Consider the following 19,216-nt stretch of genomic DNA (forward strand, 5'->3'; position numbering starts at 1 on the left):
AATCACGGACGAATTCCCATGAACAAGCCCCTGAAGTACCTGCTCATCGGTGTCGGCGTGGTGGTGGTACTGCTGGCGGGAGCGCTGACCGCCGCCGCGACCCTGTTCGACCCCAACGACTACCGCGACACCATCGCCGCCAAGGTCAAGGAACAGACCGGCCGCGATCTGCAGATCGGCGAGATCGGCCTCAAGGTCTTCCCCTGGCTCAAGGCCAGCGCCAAGGGCGTGGTGCTGGGCAATGCGCCCGGCTTCGGCAGCGAGCCTTTTGCCCAGGTGGGCGAGGCCGACGTGGGCGTGAAACTCTTCCCCCTGCTGTTCGACAAGAAGGTGGAAGTGAGCACCGTGAAACTGTCGGGCCTGCGCCTGAACCTGCAGGTGGACAAGGACGGCAAGAACAACTGGGCCGACCTGGTCAAGGAAAAGCCCGAGGACGAGAAGAAGCCCAAGGACGAGCAGGGTTTCAACCCCAAGTCGCTGGACATCAGCGGCGTGGAGATCAGCGACTCCTCGGCTAGGTACAGCGACGCGCGCAGCGGCAAGAGCTACCAGATCGACAAGCTGCGCCTGGAAACCGGCGCGCTCAGGCCGGGCAATCCCTTCGACGTGAACCTGGGGCTCACCGCCATCGCCAGCGCTCCCGCCGCCACCGCGGACGTGGAACTGAAGAGCACGGTGGACTACCAGGCCGAGGCCGACACGATCAAGCTCAGCGGCCTGACGCTGAAGCTGAAGGCCGCCGGCAAGCAGATCGCCGGGGGCAAGGACGCCAATGCCGACATCGAGCTCAGCGGCGGCGCGGTGGTGGACATGGCCAAGAAGCTGCTCAACACCCAGGAGCTCAAGCTGAAGCTCAAGGGCCAGGGCATGGGCTTTGACGCCGACACCGAACTGGCGGCGGCCATCCTCGCCGACTATGGCAACAAGCTCTACAACGCCAAGGGCCTGGTCTTCACCGGCACCGTGGCCGGTGCCGACGTGCCGGGCGGCAAACAGCCGCTCAAGCTCAGCGGCGACTTCAGCTATGACGGCGCCAAGGGCAACATGGCCTTCCAGCAGGGCGCGCTGGCCGTGGCCGGGCTGGACCTCAAGACCTCCATCATCGGCGAGGGCCTGGGCGAAGGCGGCACGCCACGCCTGCACGGCCCCATCAGCGTGGCGCCGTTCAACCCGCGGCCGCTGATGCAGCAGCTGGGCATCAAGCTGGAGACGGCGGACCCGGAAGTGCTGAAGAACGTGAGCCTGGCCGCGAATTACTCCGGCAGTTTCACCTCGGCACGCTTCAACGACCTGAACATGAAGCTGGACCAGACCACCATGCGTGGCATGTTCGGCATCAGCAACTTCAAGGCCAAGGCGATGGAGATGGGCCTGAAGATCGACGAGATCAACGCCGACCGCTACCTGCCGCCGAAGAAGCCCGGCCAGGAAAAGCCGGTGGCCGCCGCCGGCAACAAGAACTTCAACGACCAGCCGCTGCCCACCGAAGCGCTGAAGAAGCTCAACGCCAATGGCACGCTGGACATCGGCAAGCTCACCATCAACGGCATGAAGCTCAGCAACGTCAGCCTGAAGCTCAGCGGCGCGCCGGGCGCCACGCAGGCGCAGGACATTTCTGCCCAGCTCTACGGCGGCAAGGTGAGCCTGACCAACCGCATGAGCCCGGGCGCGCAGCCGGGCTACGCCATCAAGACGCAGCTCAGCGCATTGCAGGCCGCGCCGTTCCTCAAGGACCTGATCGGCAAGGAGCCGGTCAGCGGCCTGGGCAACTTCGACGTGAGCCTCAACAGCCACGGCAACACCTACGGCGAGTTCAAGAAGGCCCTCAACGGAGACTTGTCCTTTCGCGTGGAGAACGGCTCCGTGAAAGGCTTCAACCTGGCGCAGACCGTGCGCAAGGCGCAGGCCGCGCTGGGCGGCAACCTCAACGACACCGAGACCGAGGCGCCGCAGACCGACTTCTCGGTGTTCTCCGCCAGCGCCAGGATCATCGACGGCGTGCTCAAGAGCGACCTGCTGGATGCCGCCAGCCCGCTGTTCCGCGTGAGCGGCCAGGGCCAGGTGGACCTGGTCAACGAAACCATCAACTACCTCGCCACGCCCACCATCGTGAACACCATCACCGGCCAGGGCGGCAAGGGGCTGGAGCAGTTGAAGGGCATCGCCATCCCGATCCGCCTCAGCGGCAACATGTACAAGCCCAAGGTCTCGCTGGACCTGAAGGCCGCGCTGCAGCAGAAGGCCACTGAGAAGGTGCGCGACGAGCTGACCAACAAGCTCGGCGACAAGCTGGGCATTGCCACCACCAAGGACGGCAAGAAGCTGGACAAGCAGGAACTGAAGCAGGAGCTCAACAACAAGCTCGGCGACCTGCTGTTCGGCAAGAAAAAGAAGAAGGAAGAGGCGGCGCCTGCGACCGCTCCGGCCCCGGCGACGCCGCCGGCTGAACCGGCGCCCGCGCCCGCCAAGTGAGCGGCACGCTGGCGCCATTTGCCGAACGATTGCTGCGGTGGTTCGACACCCACGGCCGGCATGACCTGCCCTGGCAGCACCCGCGCGCGCCCTACCGCGTGTGGCTGTCGGAGATCATGCTGCAGCAGACGCAGGTGGCCACGGTCATTCCGTACTTCGAGCGCTTCCTGCAGCGCTTCCCCGACGTGGCCTCACTGGCCGCAGCACCGGTGGACGACGTGCTGGCGCTGTGGGCCGGGCTGGGCTACTACGCCCGCGCGCGCAACCTGCACCGCTGCGCGCAGGTGGTGATGAGCGAGCATGGCGGCGAGTTCCCACGCGACATCGAGCTGCTGCAGTCCCTGCCCGGCATCGGCCGCTCCACCGCCGCCGCGATCCTCAGCCAGGCCCATGGCGACCGCCACGCGATCCTCGACGGCAACGTGCGCCGCGTGCTGTCGCGCCATGCCGCCATCGAAGGCTGGCCCGGCGCGCCGGCACTGCAGAAAAAACTCTGGGCGCTGTCGGAAAGCCTGCTGCCGCAGGCGCGGCTGGCCGATTACACGCAGGCGATCATGGACCTGGGCGCCAGCGTCTGCGCCACGCGCAAGCCGGCCTGCGCCGCCTGCCCGCTCAACGCCGACTGCCAGGCTTACCTGCAGAACCGCGTCGCGCAGATTCCCGGCCCCAAGCCCAAGCGCGAGCGTCCCGAGCGCCGCACGCAGGTGCTGCTGATCGAGAATGCGCGCGGCGAGCTGCTGCTGGAGCGCCGCCCGCCCGCCGGCATCTGGGGCGGCCTGTGGTGCTTGCCGCTGGTGGACGAGGGTGCCGACTGGCGCAGCGCCTGCCTGGAGCGCTACGGCCTGGAGGCGGGCGATGCACAAGCCCTGCCGCCGCTGCACCATGCCTTCACCCACTTCGACCTGGAGCTGCGCCCGCTGAGGCTGCGCGCCAGCGCGACGACACGGTTGCGCGAATCCACCGAGCTGGCCTGGACTAGAATGGGCGATCCCAACAAGGGCCTGCCCGCGCCGATCCGCAAGCTGCTGGACGCGCAGGGACAGACGCCCCTCTTCGAGACTGCCCCATGACCCGAACCGTCCACTGCGTGAAGCTCGGCACCGACGCCGAAGGCCTCGACCGACCGCCCTACCCCGGCCCGCTGGGCCAGCGCATCTTCGAAAACGTGTCGAAACAGGCCTGGGCCGACTGGCTGGCCCACCAGACCCGCCTGATCAACGAGTACCGCCTGGCCCTGGCCGACGCCAAGTCGCGCAAGTTCCTGGCCGACGAGATGGAGAAGTTCTTCTTCGGCGGCGGCGACCTGGCCAAGACGAGCTACACCCCGCCGCCCGCGAGCGAGTAGCCCGCGCTTTTACCCCTCTCCCCTTGCGGGAGAGGGGTAAGGGAAGAGGGGGAACGGTCAAGAATTGACCAGACACCAAGAAAAAACCTAGCAAAACCGTCGGTTTTTCTTGACTCCCCCACCCCGCCCCGCTTTAATACGCGCCCTCGCCGCGCAATGCGGCAGGTTTTGTAGCAAACATCAGCATTTTGGCCGGGTAGCTCAGTCGGTAGAGCAGGGGATTGAAAATCCCCGTGTCGGCGGTTCGATTCCGTCCCCGGCCACCATTTAAGTCGCTGCTTTTGCTGAAGTTTTTCCTCCCGAAAGGGAGGGGCGGGGCCGCAGCAGCGGCCACAGGACAAGAATAGGACAAGAATAAGCCCTTGGTCATTTCTTAACCGACCCGCTCAAAGTTTTTTAGCGTGGATACCGCACTCCTTTAGGGAGTGCTTCGGTGCGAAATCCTGACGGTGCAGTAGAAAAGCGTGGTCGCAACCTTTACCGGGCCCGCATCACCATCCGCGGCAAGGCCTACAGCAAGACCTGGCCAACCAAGCTCCAGGCGGACGAGTGGCTCCGGTCCCTGAGGACGGCGTCCGACGACGACGGCATCGAGCACCGCCGCAAGGTCGAGCAGATCGGCTTCACCCAGCTGCTCAAAGAGTTCATGACCGAGGTGGTGGAGAAGCGCGACGGCGCCGACTCCCGGCGGCGGGAACGCGAGCGCTGCCAGTTCCTCCTCGATAAGCAGCCCGAGCTCTCGGGCATGAAAGCGGCCCAGGTTGAGCCGCGGCACATCACCGACTACGTCCGACGCCGGCGGAAGCAAGGCGCCTCGAACGGCTCCATTCGTGCCGAGCTGGCCATTGTCCGGCGCATGTACAACCTGGCCGGCGGGCCCTGGGGCTACGGCTTCGATCAGCCAGTCAGGCCGGGGATGATGCCCAAGCCGCCGCCGGCGCGTGAGCGCCGGCTGTTGCCGGACGAGTACGAGCGCTTGGTCCGCGCTGCATTCGAATACGAGAATGCGGTCGGCGGCCAGGATCGCATCCCCATCGGCATCATCATCGAGATGGCGATTTATACGGCCATGCGCCGCGGAGAGTTGGCGTCACTCACCTGGGATCGCGTCGAGATTTTCTCCGACGGCTTTGGCGTCGCCACGCTGACGCAGCTGCGCACCAAGTCCAAGAAGGCTCGCCAGGTGCCGCTGGTTCCCGACCTGGTCGCCATGCTCCTGACGCTGCCGAGCGCCAAGGAGCGGCAGGGCTCGGTGTTCCAAACGACCGCGGCTTCCATCGGCACGGCCTGGTCGCGTGTGCGCCAAGCGGCCGGCCTGTACCTGACCAAGGCTGAGTTGAAGGCGCTGCGCGAAGCGCAGCCCAAGCAAGACCATGGCCTGCGCCTGCATGACCTCAGGCATGAAGGCACGACGCGCCTCTTCGAAATCTACGGGCTGTCGAAGGCGCTGGTGCAGGCCGTGACCGGCCACAGCAGCGAGAGCATGGCCGACCGGTATACGCACCTCGACAGCCGGCCGATGTTGCTGGCGGTAATGCGCCAGCATCACGCGCCTCGGCCCATTGAGGGAGCGGCCGTCCCGGGCCAGGAGCCGAAGCCTGTTCGCGAGCTGGTGCGGCCGGAGCTTCCGGTGCGTGCGCAGGTCATCGACGGCACACTCATCAGCCCGGAGTGGAAGGCGCTCAAGAAGGATGCGAAAGCGCTGAAGAAGGCGATCTGGGCGCAGACGATCGAAACGCTGGCGGACGCCATGGGGGTGTCCGACGTCGCAATACACAAGGCCGCCAAGAAGCTGAAGATCGAAAAGCCGCCGCGCGGCTACTGGCTGCGCGGCACGCAGACGGCGAATGATGAAAACCTGCCGGCCGAGGAAACGACGGCGACTGGCTGATCCCGCGACGCCGATCTACACATCGACAGTCGCGAAAAGACGTTTGCCGAGGAGTAAAGGGGAGATGGTGGGTGCGACCCCTGCGCGCACCCACCATCTTTGCTTCCATAGGCCGAGATCGGAGGGTTTCGGCCTTCGGCCTTCCGTGGGAGTTGCGCCCGGCCATCCGCAGCTAGATGCATTCCCACACCCTTTGAGCCCCCTTCTTCTGAATCAAGTTCGGCTTTCATAGCCAGACTCGCAGGGGCCTGTTCTTGGCTAGTCATCTCCCCGCAGCCGCTTCAGGTCTTCCTCGAGCTGAATTTGCTGAAGAACATCATCGCTATCGTCATCCTGAGAAACTGAGACAGGCGGGGACGACAGGAACTCACACATCCCTGACACCCCCTGTCCGAGAAACCACAGGACACCCCCCGCTAGGGACGCCACGCCAGTGCATGCATTGATGGCGAATGCGCCCCCGAGAATCCAGGTAAGTGGCTCAAGGCTCCCGTCACCGGCCAGGAATCCGAGAAGCGGCATCGACGCCAGTACGCTCCAGAGGAAGGCGAAAATTCCGGCTCGCACTTCGTAGCTCCGAGACTCGTCATCATCGATGACGGATGAACCTTGAGCCGCATGCCGGGATGCGTACTTGAAGATACCCGCCGGCAACAACGGCAGAGACCCCATTGCGCCGCAAAGCAGCACCACGAGTGCGGTTCGTGGAGGCAGCACCCCCGCTAGGCCCGCGTAGATGACTGCGCCCAAGCCCGCAATGCTCAGGAGCAGTCGGGCCGCGACCGTCACTCCTAGGGCGCGCCGGTGGCTGAGCAGATAGAGCGCCCCACCCACGTATCCCGCAGCAAGACCCATGATCAGCAGGACCTGCTTCTGCGAGCCGATCGTTGCCACTTCAGAAAGCGCCCAAACCATCCCGAGTCCGCAGGCGAAAGCAATCGCCATGGTCTCGGTTGTCATTCGTATTGCTGATTTCATATTTCCTCCTCAAATCTGGCCAAAAGCGCGGCAGATTGCGCCGCGCTTTTCGGACGGGATCGGCCGGCCACGCAGTCGAGCACGAGTCAATGACCGCCCCGAAGGGGCCGCTTGCGGCTCGTCGGCTCGTTTCTTTTTGCGAGGCGTCGAGCGGCTCATCGACTCGCGCGGAGCTAGTGGCACTGGGCTTCATGGAACCTGCCGGTGACGCTCATCCATCGTGAGCATCACCGGCACTTCTGAGTCACATCAGATCGGGTTCAGGAATGATCGATTCGATGCGGATCGTCGATCCGCTTTCGTCTCGAACCTTGAAGTCGAAGACTCGAAATCCTCGCTCCGCTTCGAGTCTCGCCACGGCGCGCATGAATAGACCGCCGGATGGCATCGCTTGAAGGATTTCAGAAGCACATACCCGGCAGAGATCCGCGCGCCACAGATTGCCGTGTGGCCCGTCATCCAAGTCCACAGTGATGAAATGGCGGGCGGCGATGACATCTGCCGGGGATCCGCCTTGGTTTGCGGCGTAGCCACATTTGTCGCAGAGCTTCCCTACCAGCTCATAGCTCTGCCCTTGCACGTCACGTACGATCTTCATTTTCCTTCCCTCGCATGCGTACGAGCCACCACGGTGATGGCACGATCTAAAGGAAAGAAAATCTGTGTCGCGCGATGAACTAGAGAGCGCTTCGCCCCCTGACAACATCAGCGAATGCAGCATGGGCGCAACCCAGCATCATTCGCCTCTCGTTGATGTCATCAGGATCAGCACGCAGATGCGAGCGCTTGACCTTCGAGGCCGTGGCGAATGCACACGCACCCCTTAGATCTGGGCGGCTGACTCCACAAGAGGTTCAGCTTCCTCATGTCCGCCTATCTGCGTCCATGGTTGGTATTGACCTTGGCAAGAACGGCAGCCGACCCCGTGAAGTCCATCCGCACGTCACGCATCCGCTTGCCGCCCGCAACAGAGACGCGGATGGTAACGGGAGTGTTTTGAAGCGCGAGCTGACCGAAAATATCCGTGCGCTCGATCAGATAGACGTAGGTGCCCGGCAGTCCGGGATTCGGGCCGCCGCATTGGAGAAAGCTGCCTGGAGGGCCCTTCTGCCCTTTCATTTCGAGAGCCGGGGCCGTCACGACAGCCAGAGCCGTCTCTCCTGCCTTGCAGTCGAGTGCCAGGCTGAAGGACCAGGCGCAGGGCATGCCGTCGATGCAGGTGTAGGAGATGATTTCCGTCACCCCTGCAACCCCAGACGAAACCGGCGCCGCAGCGAGATGCATCCTGTTCTGTGGGACGGCGGCGAAGTCCCATAGAGGCGCAGCTTGGGCTGAAAGCGACATCAGCAGTCCCATCGAAATAATCACTAGCGATCTGGTTGCACTCATTCCTTACCCGTTCATTGCCTCGCCCCCGAAGAGGGATTCGGAGGTATCAAAGCATTTTCATTGCTATTTAGCAATAGACCATAGTTCAATCTGGGACGACGCTTTCGAGATGCCAGCGCCGCGCCTAAAACCACATCCAATCAACGATGTATTCGGGATGTGCGTTCGTCTTGAGCGCACGCGGCGAGGCCTCTCCCAAGAAGAGCTAGGGCAAAAGATTGGCCGAGATCAGGCTTTCATCAGCGAAATTGAAAGCGGAAAGCGCACCGTGACCTTGGATGTCATCGGCCGTGTTGCCGATGCCCTTGAAGTGCGTCCAGCAGACCTATTGGATGAAAAGTTCGGGCGCAGGCCTGGATAGACGGGGGCGTAGGGAAGACTAGTGACAAGGACGAATGAAGCCCACTCCGGCGTCAGGACCAGCGCTGGGCATATTTGGGAGGAAGCCATCGCATGACTGGCGCCTCGGGGGACATCACGTTCCACTATCCACCGGAGCTGTTCAACCTCTTGGTGGATGTTGTGCCGCTCCTCAACCGCTCGAAGCAAGATGTGCTGGTGTTCTTTCGTGGGGCGGGTGTGCCCGACCACATGACTTCCGACCTTGCCATTCGCCTGAGGGCTACGCCAAAGGACATCAACAAGTACGAGATGGTTCGCACGGTGCTTGAGCGCCTTAACGTAAAGGGAGAGCCAGCCCTCCGCGAGCGACGCGAAGTGCTACGGCGTGTAGTGGATTTCGCCAGTTTTGATACATGCTGGCCAGACGACCAACTAAAGGCCAAGGGACTCGTTGCCAGCATCCGCGAGGTTGTGAATCAAAAGGACGCATTCACACGCATGAACAATGCCCGCGAGGACGAGCGTCGTACTCGTCTCGCCGAGGCACAACGAGTTTCCGCTGAAAAGCGCGAACGCAGTTCAAGGATCGAGGCTGCCAAGCATGAGCTGTATTCGCTCTTTGGCACTACGACTACAGCCCAGAATCGCGGAAAGATGCTGGAAGCTGCTCTTAACAACCTCTTCCAGGCCTACGGCGTCCTCGTTCACAAGGCCTTTCATCTCGTCGGCGAAGCCGGGGAAGGGATCATTGAGCAGATTGATGGGATTATTGAGCTCAGCGGCGCCCTCTACTTCGTTGAGATGAAGTGGTATCGAAATCCGGTAGGAAAGCCTGAGATCTCAGAGCATCTTGTTCGTCTTATGTCGCGCGCGGAGGTGCGAGGAATTTTCATCTCTGCCAGTGACTACACGGAACCCGCGATTCACACCGTGCGTGAGTTTCTGCAGCACAAGATTCTGATCCTCTCCACTCTCCAAGAGATTGTGCATCTACTTGAGCGGCAGGATGACCTCGGAGAGTTCTTGGTGAAGAAGGTCCAAGCCGCCCAGATTCATAAAAATCCTTACTTCCGGCCCCATGATGGGGAGGCGTAAGGCACGCTATGACAGCGATCTGGACAGATATCGCCGCGCCGGGCGGGCCCGTCAATGAAATCACCGCCGCACAAGTTCTCCAAGGGCCATCAATCCCGCCGCAACAGCGGCTTCTCACCTACTCGCCGGATCAATGGGAAGACTTTGTACATGAGTGGGCCCACTACTGCCTGAAGAAGCAATACAAGCAGGTGCAGCGCTTCTCTGGCGCTGGTGACATGGGAATCGATGTTGTCGGCTTCGCGGACGCCAAGCACCTCAAGGGCGCATGGGACAACTACCAATGCAAGCACTACGACCATGCCCTGATGCCGACTGATGTCTGGCCAGAGTTTGGCAAGGTCATCTGGTACTCCTTCAAGGGCGAGTATGCGATCCCTCGCCACTACTACTTTGTTTCACCTTGGGGCGCTGGCACGAAGCTGAGTCGCTTGTTGGGGAACGCCACGAAGTTGCGCGAAGATTTGATCGCAAATTGGGACAAGAACGTGAAGAGTGCAATCACAAGTACTCAGGATGTTCTGCTTGATGGTGCACTACGTGACTATGTTGATGCTTTCAATCTTTCGATCTTCGAGGCGAAAACCGCACTCCAGCTTGTTGATGATCACCGCACGACGCCGATACACGCCGCTCGATTTGGCGGGGGGTTGCCACCACGCCCCGTAGCAGGAAAACCTCCCATCACTGTTTCTTCTTCCGAGAGCCGATATGTCACGCAATTGCTTGGCGCGTATGGCGAACACACCGGAGTTCTGATAGCCGATCCGTCGCACCTCCCACAGCCGAAGCTCAAGGAGCACTTTCGTCGTCAACGTGAAGCATTCTTTGAAGCGGAGTCTTTGCGCGTCTTTGCACGCGACACGGTTCCTCCAGGCACGTTCGAGTCCCTGCAGGATGACATCTATGACGGCGTGATTGACACGCACGATCAGAACCATGCTGACGGCTTTCAGAAAGTCAGCGCCGTCACCAAGGCTGCGCGCGATATGCAGATCACTGCAAACGCTTTGATCTCTTGCACGAATCCCAAGGATCGAGACGGCATCTGCCACCAACTGGTCAATGAGGAGCGCCTGCAGTGGACACGATCATGAGTCAGGGGCGGAAGCCCGTCACCTTCAACGGCCCCCTTGAAGCCGGAATCCGCGCGGTAGCCATCCTCGGTGCGGCTTACCCGCAATCCTACGACCTCCAGCGACTTGTCGCCTTCGATTACCTTCTTGTGCATACGGCTGACGTTGGCGGCCCGGACAATCTCCACCCTCCGACGCCCATTCAGTCTGCCGAGCTTCTAGTGCGGCGCAAGATCGTCGAGCAGGCTTTGCTCCTAATGATGACTCGTGACCTCGTCGAACGCGAAGTCACGTCGGAGGGAATCAAGTACTTAGCGGGCGAGAACGCCGCCACGCTCCTTTCAACCGTCTCGTCGCACTATCTACTCGCCCTCAAAGATCGCGCGTCTTGGCTTGTCGAGGTGCTTGGGAAGCATACGGACGACGAGTTCAGGGGCGTAATGCACCGCTTCTTTGACAAATGGGTCGAGGAATTTCAACAGGTCGAGCAGAGCCTTGGGGGCGATACATGACCGCAGCAACACCCGGCTTCCGCTTGCGGTTCCTCGGATTCTTTGGTCTACAGAAGAAGCCCGCGACCGTGACATTCGGCCCAGGTCTGAATGTTATTTACGGCGCTTCAAACACCGGAAAGTCATTCATAGTCGAAGCCATCGACTTCATGCTGGGGGGCAAACCGCCCTTGCGTGACATCCCGGAGCGAGTCGGCTACGACCTAGTCCTTTTAGGACTCGAGACGATCGATGGGGAGTCGTTCACGCTTTGGCGAAGCGTCGACGGCGGTGGCTTCCGACTCTACGAGGGATTACATGAGACGCCACCTGCGGCTGATATCCTGTACAAGCAACTCGACGAGCAGCATAGCGACAAGAACGATGAGAATCTTTCGTCCTTCCTATTAAGCCTTTGCGAGCTCAGGGGCAAGCGTGTACGCAGGAACTCCCGCAATGAGACCAACAGCCTGAGCTTTCGCAACATTGCACGCCTAATGATCGTCAACGAGACTGAGATCACGCAGCAGAGCTCTCCGCTTTTTGACGGCAACCCCATAGCAAACACGCCGAACCTCGCTACTTTTAAGTTGTTGCTGACGGGGACAGACGATTCCGCACTGGTTCCCAGCAACAAACGCGAACCAGAGGAACTCTCGCGTGAGGCCCAGTTGCAACTTCTTGATCAACTACTCGACGACTACCGAAAACGGCTTAAAGAGTTAACTAGGAGCCCGGAAGAGTTGGAAGAGCAGCTTAACAAGCTTGATGCGTCTCTCCGTCAGCAAGCAGTTCAGGTGAACACCACGGAGGCCAATTTTCAGGAGGCAGCCGGGAAGCGCCGTGAACTGCGGAAGAAGTTGGAGGAGAGCCGCGAGCGTCGCGCCGAAGTCGGGACTATGCTTGAGAGGTTCATACTTCTCGACAAACATTACGCGTCCGATATCGAACGACTGCGCGCTGTCGAGGAGGGCGGTACACTATTTAACGTATTGGGCTCCAAGGCTTGCCCTCTATGCGGCGCAGCGCCCGCCCATCACCGTGCTGATGCCGAATGCGAGGGCAACGTTGACGCAGTGGTGCAAGCTGCGCGTAAAGAGATTGCCAAAATTGAGATTCTGCGCGCTGAGTTGTCCACAACCATGCGCAATCTGGAACGAGAATCCGTCAGTTTTGACCGCAAGATGCCCGTCGCCGTTCAGGAACTGGAGTCAATCTCTCAAGCGGTAGAGGAGCTTATCGCGCCCAGGCTTTCTACCCTTCGCAAATCCTACTCCGAGTTCGCAGACAAGCGCGCCGACGTGCGCGAGGCGTTGGCGCTTTACGCCACAGTGCAGGACATGGAACGCCGCCGCAGCGATCTTGAGAAGAGTGTCGATGATGAGAAGGCCGGAACTCTTGCCAGCGCCGATATCCCCACTACTGTCTCCCATGCCTTCGCCAAGATTGTCGAGGACATCCTGACGAGTTGGCACTTCCCTGAGTCTGGAGACGTGTACTTCGACTCCAAGACGCGCGACCTTGTCATCGCCGGAAAGTCGCGTAGCGCCTTCGGTAAGGGCTTGCGTGCCATAACACATACAGCATTCACCCTTGGTCTTCTATCTTTCTGCCGCGCGCGTCAAACACCGCACACAGGATTCGTCGTTCTCGATTCCCCTTTGCTCGCCTATCGAGAGCCAGATGGTACGGAAGACGATTTGACCGGCACGGACCTGCAGGAGCAGTTCTACGCCTCTCTGGAGATGTTGCCCGCCGACAAGCAAGTCATCGTAGTCGAGAACACCAACCCACCCGATGCGATCATGAAGCTTCAACAATCTTCGATGTTTGGCAAGAATCCGCATCATGGTCGGTATGGCCTTTTCCCGTACGCGGCGGAGCCCGTGGGGTAGAGGCGCGTGGAGATGAACAGCAATGGTATGGAGGAGGCCAGAGAAATCTCTACCGAGGCGTAGACCTCCTCGGCTGACGGCAGCCTTTCGCCTTACTCACGATAAGCACCATTGTCGTTAATCCATTGAGCGCTCGCTAAGCCAAAAGCAGTCTCTACTCGATGAGGTGCAGAATGAACCCTTGCATACGAAGAGGCTCTCGGCAGACCTTGAGTCGCATAGTGCGCGAATCGCTTGTCAAAAGGATTCGATCGCGTTTACCCCCTCACAATATTGATACCCGCGCTCATGGCCATCGCAAATGGTAATCCGTACCAAGTCCTGCTCAGGTCCCGGATAAAGTCGGCTATTGAGGAAGCCCGGGCCGCATCGGTGCTAACGCACGCTGGCGTGAAAGGGAGCGTCCTGGAGATTTTGGTCCGCAAGTTGTTCAGACCGTTGCTTCCGGCGGATATAGGAGTGGGCAGTGGACAAATCATTGATGCATACGGCTCATCAATGTCTAGTCAGGTTGACATCGTCTTGTATGACCGGTCGATCCTACCGCCCATCCTCATGGATGAAACAACTGGAATTTTTCCGATTGAATCGGTCCTCTACACGATCGAAGTCAAAACTACTTTGAATGCAACAGAGTTGAAGGCTGCCCATTGGGCGGCCGGCAAGCTTGCCAAGTTCGGATACTTGCCAGGACTAACAGACGAGCTTGGACAATCCACCAACCATCCGGTGGAAAGAGCAAGATCCGTCATCTTTGCACTCGCGTCAGATCTCACCGGAACTAGGCTGGACGAAGCTCAGCGCTATAAAAACCTGTATGGGGAAAGCGACGCGCCTCTGAGGGCGATCTGCGTTGCTGGTAGCGGGTATTGGTACGACGATGGGGAGAATTGGATTGGCTTCAAGCATCCGCAGGAGTATGACGAGGTTTTGGGGTTCATCGGAGGAGTAACCAACACCTATAAAAAAGTGAGCGAAAGTCGCCATAGCCCATTACTCGGCAACTACGTGATTCCCGACGTAGTAGGCCTTCATTCAATCGAAGCCAGAAAGGTAGCGAAAATCCCCGTTACTTGTGATCGATGTGGCAAAGGGCTTCAGCTCAAGCCTAATCTTGGCAAAATGGATGTCGTTGTTAACGGGACCATTTCATCTACCTCGCCGTGCCCTGAATGTGGAGGGAATTTGGTTTCAGAAGCTGGGAAGTATCGTTTCGTGAAGGGAAAGTACATTCCAGAACTCGTCGGCACTACAGACCACGGCTCAGAGTAACCTCTGCGGCCTACCGCTAGAGCAGGTACGCGATGCTTCGAGGATCACCTGCTGCCACCGACATCTCTTTATTGGCTGGATGCTTGTGGCACGTAGCCGACTTCGCTGGCCGTGATAGCGAGAAACTTACGATAAGACACCGTATCGTCAATTCCAAGCATTTCGCCTTCCGCGCAAAGCGGACCTAACGACTATTGCGCCAGTCTCGCCCCTCTTCGCGTAAAAAAGCCAGAGCGTCGGGGAGACGCTCCGGCAAAGCAACCGGACAATGGTTGCGGAGGAGGCTGGTATTTTGCTGTAGACCAGAGTTCGCCGAGCAGTGCTTAGCTTTGCAGCCTGCTCGATCGGTAGGTATGGATAGCCGTGCGGCGCGAGTGGACGCCTAGCTTGGCGTAGATATTTTTAAGGTGGTACTTGACGGTGTTGGGAGACACGCCGAAACGGTTCACCAGTTCGTCGAGGCGATCACCTTCAACTAGCGCTTCCATGACCTGACTCTCACGGCTGGTCAGCCTGTCGGTCGGCGCAAGGGAAAGGTACGACAGCGTTCCAGAGTCCATGCCTATTCCCCCTTCCCAATTGCAATGAAGGCGAGCACATCGGCCAGGCAACGAAACTGCTCGCCCGCCTCGTCCGGAATCTCCAGGTCGAGTTCTTCCTCAATCTCCAGGACCAGCTGCAGGAGGTCCAGGGAGTCCGCGCCCAAGTCCTCAACGAACCGGGCCTCGGCCGTCACTTGGGTCCACGAGACCTTGAACTGCGCCGCTATGATGGAGCGCACCATCCGCTCCGGATCGGAGACGGACTTGGGGCACAGCGAGACGATCCGCACAGAGCGACGGTCGATGCGAGAAGGCTCTCTTTCTGGCTGCTGCAGGCTCATAGGCCGCGCCCGATGATGATGCGCTGGATGTCCGAGGTGCCTTCGTAGATCTGGCAGACGCGGGCGTCGCGGTATATGCGCTCGACGGGAAAGTCCTCCACGTAGCCGTAGCCACCAAAGGTCTGGATGGCGGTCGAGCAGACGGCCTCAGCGGCCTCGGAGGCGAAGAGCTTCGCCATGCAGGCCTGCTCCAGACAGGCAACACCGGCGTCCTTCATGCGGGCCGCGGAGAGCACCAGCTGGCGTGCGGCCTCGACGCGGGTCTTGGCGTCGGCAAGACGGAAGGACACCGCCTGGTGCTCGATCAGCGGCTTGCCAAAGGCTTCGCGCTCACGGGCATAGTGAATGGCATGGCCCAGCGCGGCCTGGGCCATGCCAACGCTTTGGGACGCGATACCGATGCGGCCCGCCTCCAAGCTGGAGAGGGCGATCCGGTAGCCATCGCCTTCTGCACCGATCCGCGTCGACTCCGGCACGAAAAGGTCGTCCAGAGCGAGGCTGCAGGTGTCGCTGGCCTTCTGTCCCAGCTTGTGTTCGGTCTTGGTGACGCTGTAGCCCGGCGAGCCCGTGGGAACCAGGAAGGCGGTGATGCCCCGCTTGGGGTTCTCCGGATCGGTCACGGCGAAGACTACGGCGTAGCGAGCGATGTGCCCGCTAGTGATGAACTGCTTGCTGCCGTTGATGAGGTAGCCGCCTTCCTTGCGGACGGCCCGGGTGCGGATTGCGCTGGCATCCGAACCCGCGTGGCTCTCGGTGAGAGCGAAGGCGCCGATGAACTCGCCTCGCGCGGCGGGCTTGAGCACCTGCTGCTTTTGCTCCTCCGAGCCGTAGCGCTCGAGGATGGCGCAGAAGGGAGCGTTGTGGACGCTCATCATGGTCGAGACTGCACCGTCGCCCTCGGCGATCGCCATCAGGGCCAGCGCGTAGCTGACGTAGTCGGCGCCGGCACCATCGTAGTCGGTGGAGACCGTGACACCGAGCAGGCCGATCTCCGCAAGGCCGCGGATGACATCGGGCTCGATCGTCCTGGCCGCTTCGCGAGCTGCTGCGCCGGGCAACAGAACCTCCCGCGAGAAGCGGCGAGCAGTGTCGGCGACAAGTTCCTGGTCCTGGGTCAGCATGGCCTTACCTACCGGCGAATACGGGCGTGCTGCGTCCCAGGAATGCCTCCACGCCCGCACGGAAATCCGCAGTGCGGGTCGCCGATTTGAAGGCCGCGCGTTCGAGATCGAGCTGAATGAGCAAGGGGCGGTTGTAGGCCTGGCTGGCCAAGCGCTTATAGGCGCCGTAGGCAAGGGTGGGGCCGGATGCGAGGCGCGCGGAGAGGCTTTCGGTCATGGCGTCAAGGCCGTCCGCCGGTGAGACCCGATTGACCAGGCCCATGCGTTGGGCCGTCTCGGCATCCCAGGTTTCACCGAGCATCATCAGCTCGGCAGCTCGGCGCTCACCCAGCAGGCGTGGCAGGAACCAGGTACCGCCGCAATCGGGCGATGCGCCGATCCGGTCGTAGGCCAGCAGGAAACGGGTCCCCTCCGCCGCCACCACCAAGTCACAGGCTGCCATCAGGCTCAGGCCGGCGCCGGCGACGGCGCCATGGACGCTGGCCAGCACCGGGGCGTCATGGCCTCGCAGGATCTCGATGGTGGGATGCAGCGCGTCCAACAATTCGTCCACGACGTTCGCCGCCTGGTCGAAGTCCTCGGCGAAACGAGCCAGGTCCCCGCCGGCTATGAAGGCACGGCCGTTGCCGCGCAGCACGATGCATCGGACGGCCGGATCATTCTGCAGCGGACGGACCGCCTCAAAGATCGCGCGCGCAGTCGGCACATCAATGGCGTTGAGCACCTGTGGGCGGTTCACCGTGATGGTGGCGATGCCGCGCTCGGGATCGATCTTCAGTTCGGCCAGGGACATGGCGACTCCTCAGGCAGGGTGGAACACGGCGCCACGGGCAGCGTGATCGCGCAAGCGCGCAGGCGCCTCGAAACGCGGCCCCAGTTCGCGGGCCAGGGTTTCGCAGCGCTCGACGAAGGCGGCAGCACCGACGCGGTCGATAACGGCCATCGGCCCGCCGAGATAGGTCGGGAAGGACCAGCCGAGCACAGCGCCCAGGTCGGTCTCGCCGGCATCGGTGGCAACGTTCTCCGACCAGCAACGCGCGGCTTCCAGGGTTTGCGCATAGAGCAGGCGCTCCTGCACGTCCGCCGAGGAGGGCTGCTGCTCCGCGCGGGCAAACGCGGCGCACCAGGCCTGGTCAAGGCGCTTGGGGGCGTCGGCAGGGTATTCGTAGAGGCCGTGGCCGTTCTTGCGGCCGAGGCGCTTCTCCGCCAGCAGCCGGTCGAGCACGGCGTTGACGCTGCCATGTCGGTCGTCGGCCCAGGCGCCGGATTCTCGGCTGCGGAAAAAATGTGCGATGTGGTGCAGCACGTCCAGGCCCACCTCGTCGCCGAGTGCCAGCGGTCCCACGGGCATGCCGAGGGAGACGCCGGCATTTTCGATCACCGCCGGATCGACGCCGTCGATGAGCAGGCGAATGCCTTCGCGTATGTAGGCATCCACGCAACGCGTGGTGTAGAAGCCATAACCGTCGTTGACAATGATCGGCGTCTTGCGAATCTGGCGGATGTAGTCCAGCGAGCGGGCCAGGGTCTCAGCCGTGGTTTCACTGCCGACGATGACCTCGACAAGAGCCATCTTGGGAACCGGCGAGAAAAAGTGCAGGCCGATGAAGTTCTGCGGCCGGCTGCTGGCCTTGGCCAGGTCGTTGATCGGCAACGCCGAGGTATTGGTGGCATAGATCGCGTCGGGGCGCATGGCGGCCTCGGCGGACTTGGTCACCGCAGCCTTGATGCCGAAGTCCTCGAGCACCGCCTCGATCACGAGATCGCAGTCGCGGAAGGCATCGTGGCTGCCAGCTGCGCTGATGCGGCCGAGCGCATCGTTGCGGGCCACATCGCTGAGCCGACCCTTGGTAACGTCGGCGTCCAGAGAAGCAGCAATGCCCGTCCGGCCCTTTTCGGCGGTGATCAAATCACGGTCGACCAGTACCACCTCGATGCCTACCAACGCGGAAGCCTGCGCGATGCCGGCCCCCATGAAGCCTGCCCCCAGGATGCCCAGCTTACGGACCTTGCTGGGCGCCACGCCGGCAGGTCGGCGCACCAGCTTGTCGGCCGACTGCTTGGCGAAGAACAGCGTGCGGATCATGTTCTGGGCGACGTCGCCCTGCACCAGGGTCACGAACAGCTTCTGTTCCAGGCGCAGCGCCTTGTCGATCGGCAGGCGCGAACCCTCATAGACGCAGCGCAGGATGGCGTAGGGCGCCGGCCACTTGCCGCGGCTGGTCGAGTGCGTGGAGGCATTCGCGGCAGTCAGGGCCATCAGGTTGGCTCCCGCATAGGCGTCGCCACCCGGAAGAGCGAAGCCCTTCTCGTCCCATGGAGCCTTGGGCTTTACCTTGCCCTGGCGCAGCGCCGCCTCGGCGGCCTGCAGCAGCGCGTCCGCCGGCACCACTTCGTGCAGCAGCCCCTTCTTCTGGGCCTCGTGCACACCAAGCGCCGTGCCCTGCGTCAGCAGAGGCAAGCTGGCGGCAATGCCGATCAGGCGCGGCAGTCGCTGAGTACCGCCGGCGCCGGGGAGCAGACCGAGCTTGACCTCCGGCAGACCGAACTGCGCCGCAGGTAGGTCGGCCGCGATTCGGTAATGGCACGCCAGCATGAGCTCCAGGCCGCCGCCCAGGGCGGTGCCAGGGGCGGCTGCGACCACGGGCTTGCCACAGGTCTCGATGCGGCGCAGCAGGTCGCCGTAGACGCCGATCATGGCGCGACCTTGAGCCTTGGTGACACCCGGTTTGACGAAGTCAGCCATCTGACCGAGATCCGCGCCGGCGACGAAGCTGCCCTTTTTACCGCTGGTGATGATGATGCCGGTGACTGCGGGATCGGTCACCAGACGGGTCATTTCCACTTCCAGAGCCGTGGCCAGCTCCGGGGTCAGGACGTTCATGGAGCGATCCGGCATGTCCAGGCTCAGCGTGGCAATGCCGTCGTTGATCGTGGTGTTCAGCATGATGTATTCCCTGTTCGGT

Annotated in this window: 18 protein-coding genes and 1 tRNA gene; 11 read left to right on the forward strand and 8 right to left on the reverse strand. The window is 61.6% G+C overall.

Annotation, left to right across the window (positions count from 1 at the left end; all coding sequences use genetic code 11):
• Nucleotides 1-18 precede the first annotated feature (18 nt).
• The 5 genes from D0B54_RS21240 (at nt 19) to D0B54_RS21260 (ending at nt 5,708) form a co-directional block, all read left to right on the forward strand.
• The gene (locus tag D0B54_RS21240; protein ID WP_117293911.1) at nt 19-2,472 is read left to right on the forward strand and encodes an AsmA family protein; all 2,454 of its coding nucleotides are present in this window, start codon (nt 19-21) and stop codon (nt 2,470-2,472) included.
• Nucleotides 2,469-3,542 carry an A/G-specific adenine glycosylase gene (gene mutY, locus D0B54_RS21245; RefSeq protein ID WP_240433484.1) on the forward strand — a complete coding sequence of 358 codons (1,074 nt, stop codon included), beginning with the start codon at nt 2,469-2,471 and terminating at the stop codon, nt 3,540-3,542. Before D0B54_RS21240 ends, mutY begins: the two co-directional genes overlap by 4 nt.
• Entirely contained in the window at nt 3,539-3,817 is a 279-nt protein-coding gene (locus tag D0B54_RS21250; RefSeq protein ID WP_117293913.1) for an oxidative damage protection protein, read from the forward strand. The genes mutY and D0B54_RS21250 overlap by 4 nt, the downstream gene beginning before the upstream one ends.
• Nucleotides 3,818-4,007: 190 nt before the next feature.
• Nucleotides 4,008-4,083: transfer RNA gene (locus D0B54_RS21255), tRNA-Phe, on the forward strand.
• A 167-nt stretch (nt 4,084-4,250) separates the two neighbouring features.
• A complete protein-coding gene (locus D0B54_RS21260) occupies nt 4,251-5,708 on the forward strand; it encodes a tyrosine-type recombinase/integrase (protein WP_117293915.1) in 1,458 nt (485 codons plus the stop codon).
• 258 nt (nt 5,709-5,966) lie between these two features.
• Here the strand turns inward: D0B54_RS21260 and D0B54_RS21265 are convergent, their stop codons facing one another.
• From D0B54_RS21265 to D0B54_RS21275, 3 genes are all read right to left on the reverse strand, one after another.
• The gene (locus D0B54_RS21265; protein ID WP_117293917.1) at nt 5,967-6,668 is read right to left on the reverse strand and encodes a hypothetical protein; all 702 of its coding nucleotides are present in this window, start codon (nt 6,666-6,668) and stop codon (nt 5,967-5,969) included.
• A 262-nt stretch (nt 6,669-6,930) separates the two neighbouring features.
• A complete protein-coding gene (locus D0B54_RS21270; RefSeq protein ID WP_117293919.1) occupies nt 6,931-7,284 on the reverse strand; it encodes a hypothetical protein in 354 nt (117 codons plus the stop codon).
• Between the two features lie 275 nt (nt 7,285-7,559).
• Entirely contained in the window at nt 7,560-7,928 is a 369-nt protein-coding gene (locus D0B54_RS21275; RefSeq protein WP_162932606.1) for a hypothetical protein, read from the reverse strand.
• Between D0B54_RS21275 and D0B54_RS24640 the strand changes: the two genes are divergently transcribed.
• The 6 genes from D0B54_RS24640 to D0B54_RS24465 all read left to right on the forward strand — a co-directional run bounded on the left by D0B54_RS24640 (nt 7,915) and on the right by D0B54_RS24465 (nt 14,246).
• Nucleotides 7,915-8,436 carry a helix-turn-helix domain-containing protein gene (locus D0B54_RS24640; RefSeq protein ID WP_205527200.1) on the forward strand — a complete coding sequence of 174 codons (522 nt, stop codon included), beginning with the start codon at nt 7,915-7,917 and terminating at the stop codon, nt 8,434-8,436. The genes D0B54_RS21275 and D0B54_RS24640 overlap by 14 nt on opposite strands.
• A 92-nt stretch (nt 8,437-8,528) precedes the next feature.
• The gene (locus tag D0B54_RS21285; RefSeq protein WP_117293924.1) at nt 8,529-9,512 is read left to right on the forward strand and encodes a restriction endonuclease; all 984 of its coding nucleotides are present in this window, start codon (nt 8,529-8,531) and stop codon (nt 9,510-9,512) included.
• A gap of 8 nt (nt 9,513-9,520) precedes the next feature.
• Nucleotides 9,521-10,609: an ABC-three component system protein gene (locus D0B54_RS21290; protein WP_117293926.1), complete on the forward strand. Its 1,089-nt coding sequence runs from the start codon at nt 9,521-9,523 to the stop codon at nt 10,607-10,609.
• Nucleotides 10,594-11,100, forward strand: coding sequence for an ABC-three component system middle component 2 (locus tag D0B54_RS21295; RefSeq protein WP_117293928.1), 507 nt, complete (start codon nt 10,594-10,596; stop codon nt 11,098-11,100). The genes D0B54_RS21290 and D0B54_RS21295 overlap by 16 nt, the downstream gene beginning before the upstream one ends.
• Nucleotides 11,097-12,974: an ATP-binding protein gene (locus D0B54_RS21300; RefSeq protein ID WP_117293930.1), complete on the forward strand. Its 1,878-nt coding sequence runs from the start codon at nt 11,097-11,099 to the stop codon at nt 12,972-12,974. The genes D0B54_RS21295 and D0B54_RS21300 overlap by 4 nt, the downstream gene beginning before the upstream one ends.
• A gap of 288 nt (nt 12,975-13,262) precedes the next feature.
• A complete protein-coding gene (locus D0B54_RS24465) occupies nt 13,263-14,246 on the forward strand; it encodes a DUF6602 domain-containing protein (protein ID WP_162932607.1) in 984 nt (327 codons plus the stop codon).
• Nucleotides 14,247-14,569: 323 nt separating this feature from the next.
• Here D0B54_RS24465 and D0B54_RS21305 read toward each other — a convergent pair whose 3' ends face one another.
• Genes D0B54_RS21305 through D0B54_RS21325 form a run of 5 tightly spaced genes read right to left on the reverse strand, consistent with a single transcriptional unit; the run spans nt 14,570 to nt 19,197 of the window.
• Entirely contained in the window at nt 14,570-14,806 is a 237-nt protein-coding gene (locus D0B54_RS21305; protein ID WP_117293932.1) for a helix-turn-helix domain-containing protein, read from the reverse strand.
• A gap of 2 nt (nt 14,807-14,808) precedes the next feature.
• Nucleotides 14,809-15,129, reverse strand: a complete 321-nt coding sequence (gene acpP / locus D0B54_RS21310; RefSeq protein ID WP_367396794.1) for an acyl carrier protein — start codon at nt 15,127-15,129, stop codon at nt 14,809-14,811.
• Nucleotides 15,126-16,250, reverse strand: a complete 1,125-nt coding sequence (locus D0B54_RS21315) for an acyl-CoA dehydrogenase family protein (RefSeq protein WP_117293933.1) — start codon at nt 16,248-16,250, stop codon at nt 15,126-15,128. The genes acpP and D0B54_RS21315 overlap by 4 nt, the downstream gene beginning before the upstream one ends.
• A 4-nt stretch (nt 16,251-16,254) precedes the next feature.
• Nucleotides 16,255-17,043 (reverse strand): enoyl-CoA hydratase/isomerase family protein, encoded by a 789-nt coding sequence (locus D0B54_RS21320; RefSeq protein ID WP_117293935.1) that lies wholly within the window; start codon nt 17,041-17,043, stop codon nt 16,255-16,257.
• Nucleotides 17,044-17,052: 9 nt separating this feature from the next.
• Nucleotides 17,053-19,197, reverse strand: coding sequence for a 3-hydroxyacyl-CoA dehydrogenase NAD-binding domain-containing protein (locus tag D0B54_RS21325; RefSeq protein ID WP_117293937.1), 2,145 nt, complete (start codon nt 19,195-19,197; stop codon nt 17,053-17,055).
• Between the last annotated feature and the right edge of the window lie 19 nt (nt 19,198-19,216).

The organism is Solimonas sp. K1W22B-7 (assembly GCF_003428335.1).
GTDB lineage: Bacteria > Pseudomonadota > Gammaproteobacteria > Nevskiales > Nevskiaceae > Solimonas_A.

What these genes read in the sequence shown, in the direction of transcription:
- D0B54_RS21240 (WP_117293911.1), top strand. Translation starts at nt 19, where the DNA reads ATGAACAAGCCCCTGAAGTACCTGCTCATCGGTGTCGGCGTGGTGGTG.
- D0B54_RS21250 (WP_117293913.1), top strand. Translation starts at nt 3,539, where the DNA reads ATGACCCGAACCGTCCACTGCGTGAAGCTCGGCACCGACGCCGAAGGC.
- D0B54_RS21265 (WP_117293917.1), bottom strand. Translation starts at nt 6,668, where the DNA reads ATGACAACCGAGACCATGGCGATTGCTTTCGCCTGCGGACTCGGGATG.
- D0B54_RS21270 (WP_117293919.1), bottom strand. Translation starts at nt 7,284, where the DNA reads ATGAAGATCGTACGTGACGTGCAAGGGCAGAGCTATGAGCTGGTAGGG.
- D0B54_RS24640 (WP_205527200.1), top strand. Translation starts at nt 7,915, where the DNA reads ATGATTTCCGTCACCCCTGCAACCCCAGACGAAACCGGCGCCGCAGCG.
- D0B54_RS21285 (WP_117293924.1), top strand. Translation starts at nt 8,529, where the DNA reads ATGACTGGCGCCTCGGGGGACATCACGTTCCACTATCCACCGGAGCTG.
- D0B54_RS21290 (WP_117293926.1), top strand. Translation starts at nt 9,521, where the DNA reads ATGACAGCGATCTGGACAGATATCGCCGCGCCGGGCGGGCCCGTCAAT.
- D0B54_RS21300 (WP_117293930.1), top strand. Translation starts at nt 11,097, where the DNA reads ATGACCGCAGCAACACCCGGCTTCCGCTTGCGGTTCCTCGGATTCTTT.
- D0B54_RS24465 (WP_162932607.1), top strand. Translation starts at nt 13,263, where the DNA reads ATGGCCATCGCAAATGGTAATCCGTACCAAGTCCTGCTCAGGTCCCGG.
- D0B54_RS21305 (WP_117293932.1), bottom strand. Translation starts at nt 14,806, where the DNA reads ATGGACTCTGGAACGCTGTCGTACCTTTCCCTTGCGCCGACCGACAGG.
- acpP (WP_367396794.1), bottom strand. Translation starts at nt 15,129, where the DNA reads ATGAGCCTGCAGCAGCCAGAAAGAGAGCCTTCTCGCATCGACCGTCGC.
- D0B54_RS21315 (WP_117293933.1), bottom strand. Translation starts at nt 16,250, where the DNA reads ATGCTGACCCAGGACCAGGAACTTGTCGCCGACACTGCTCGCCGCTTC.
- D0B54_RS21320 (WP_117293935.1), bottom strand. Translation starts at nt 17,043, where the DNA reads ATGTCCCTGGCCGAACTGAAGATCGATCCCGAGCGCGGCATCGCCACC.
- D0B54_RS21325 (WP_117293937.1), bottom strand. Translation starts at nt 19,197, where the DNA reads ATGCTGAACACCACGATCAACGACGGCATTGCCACGCTGAGCCTGGAC.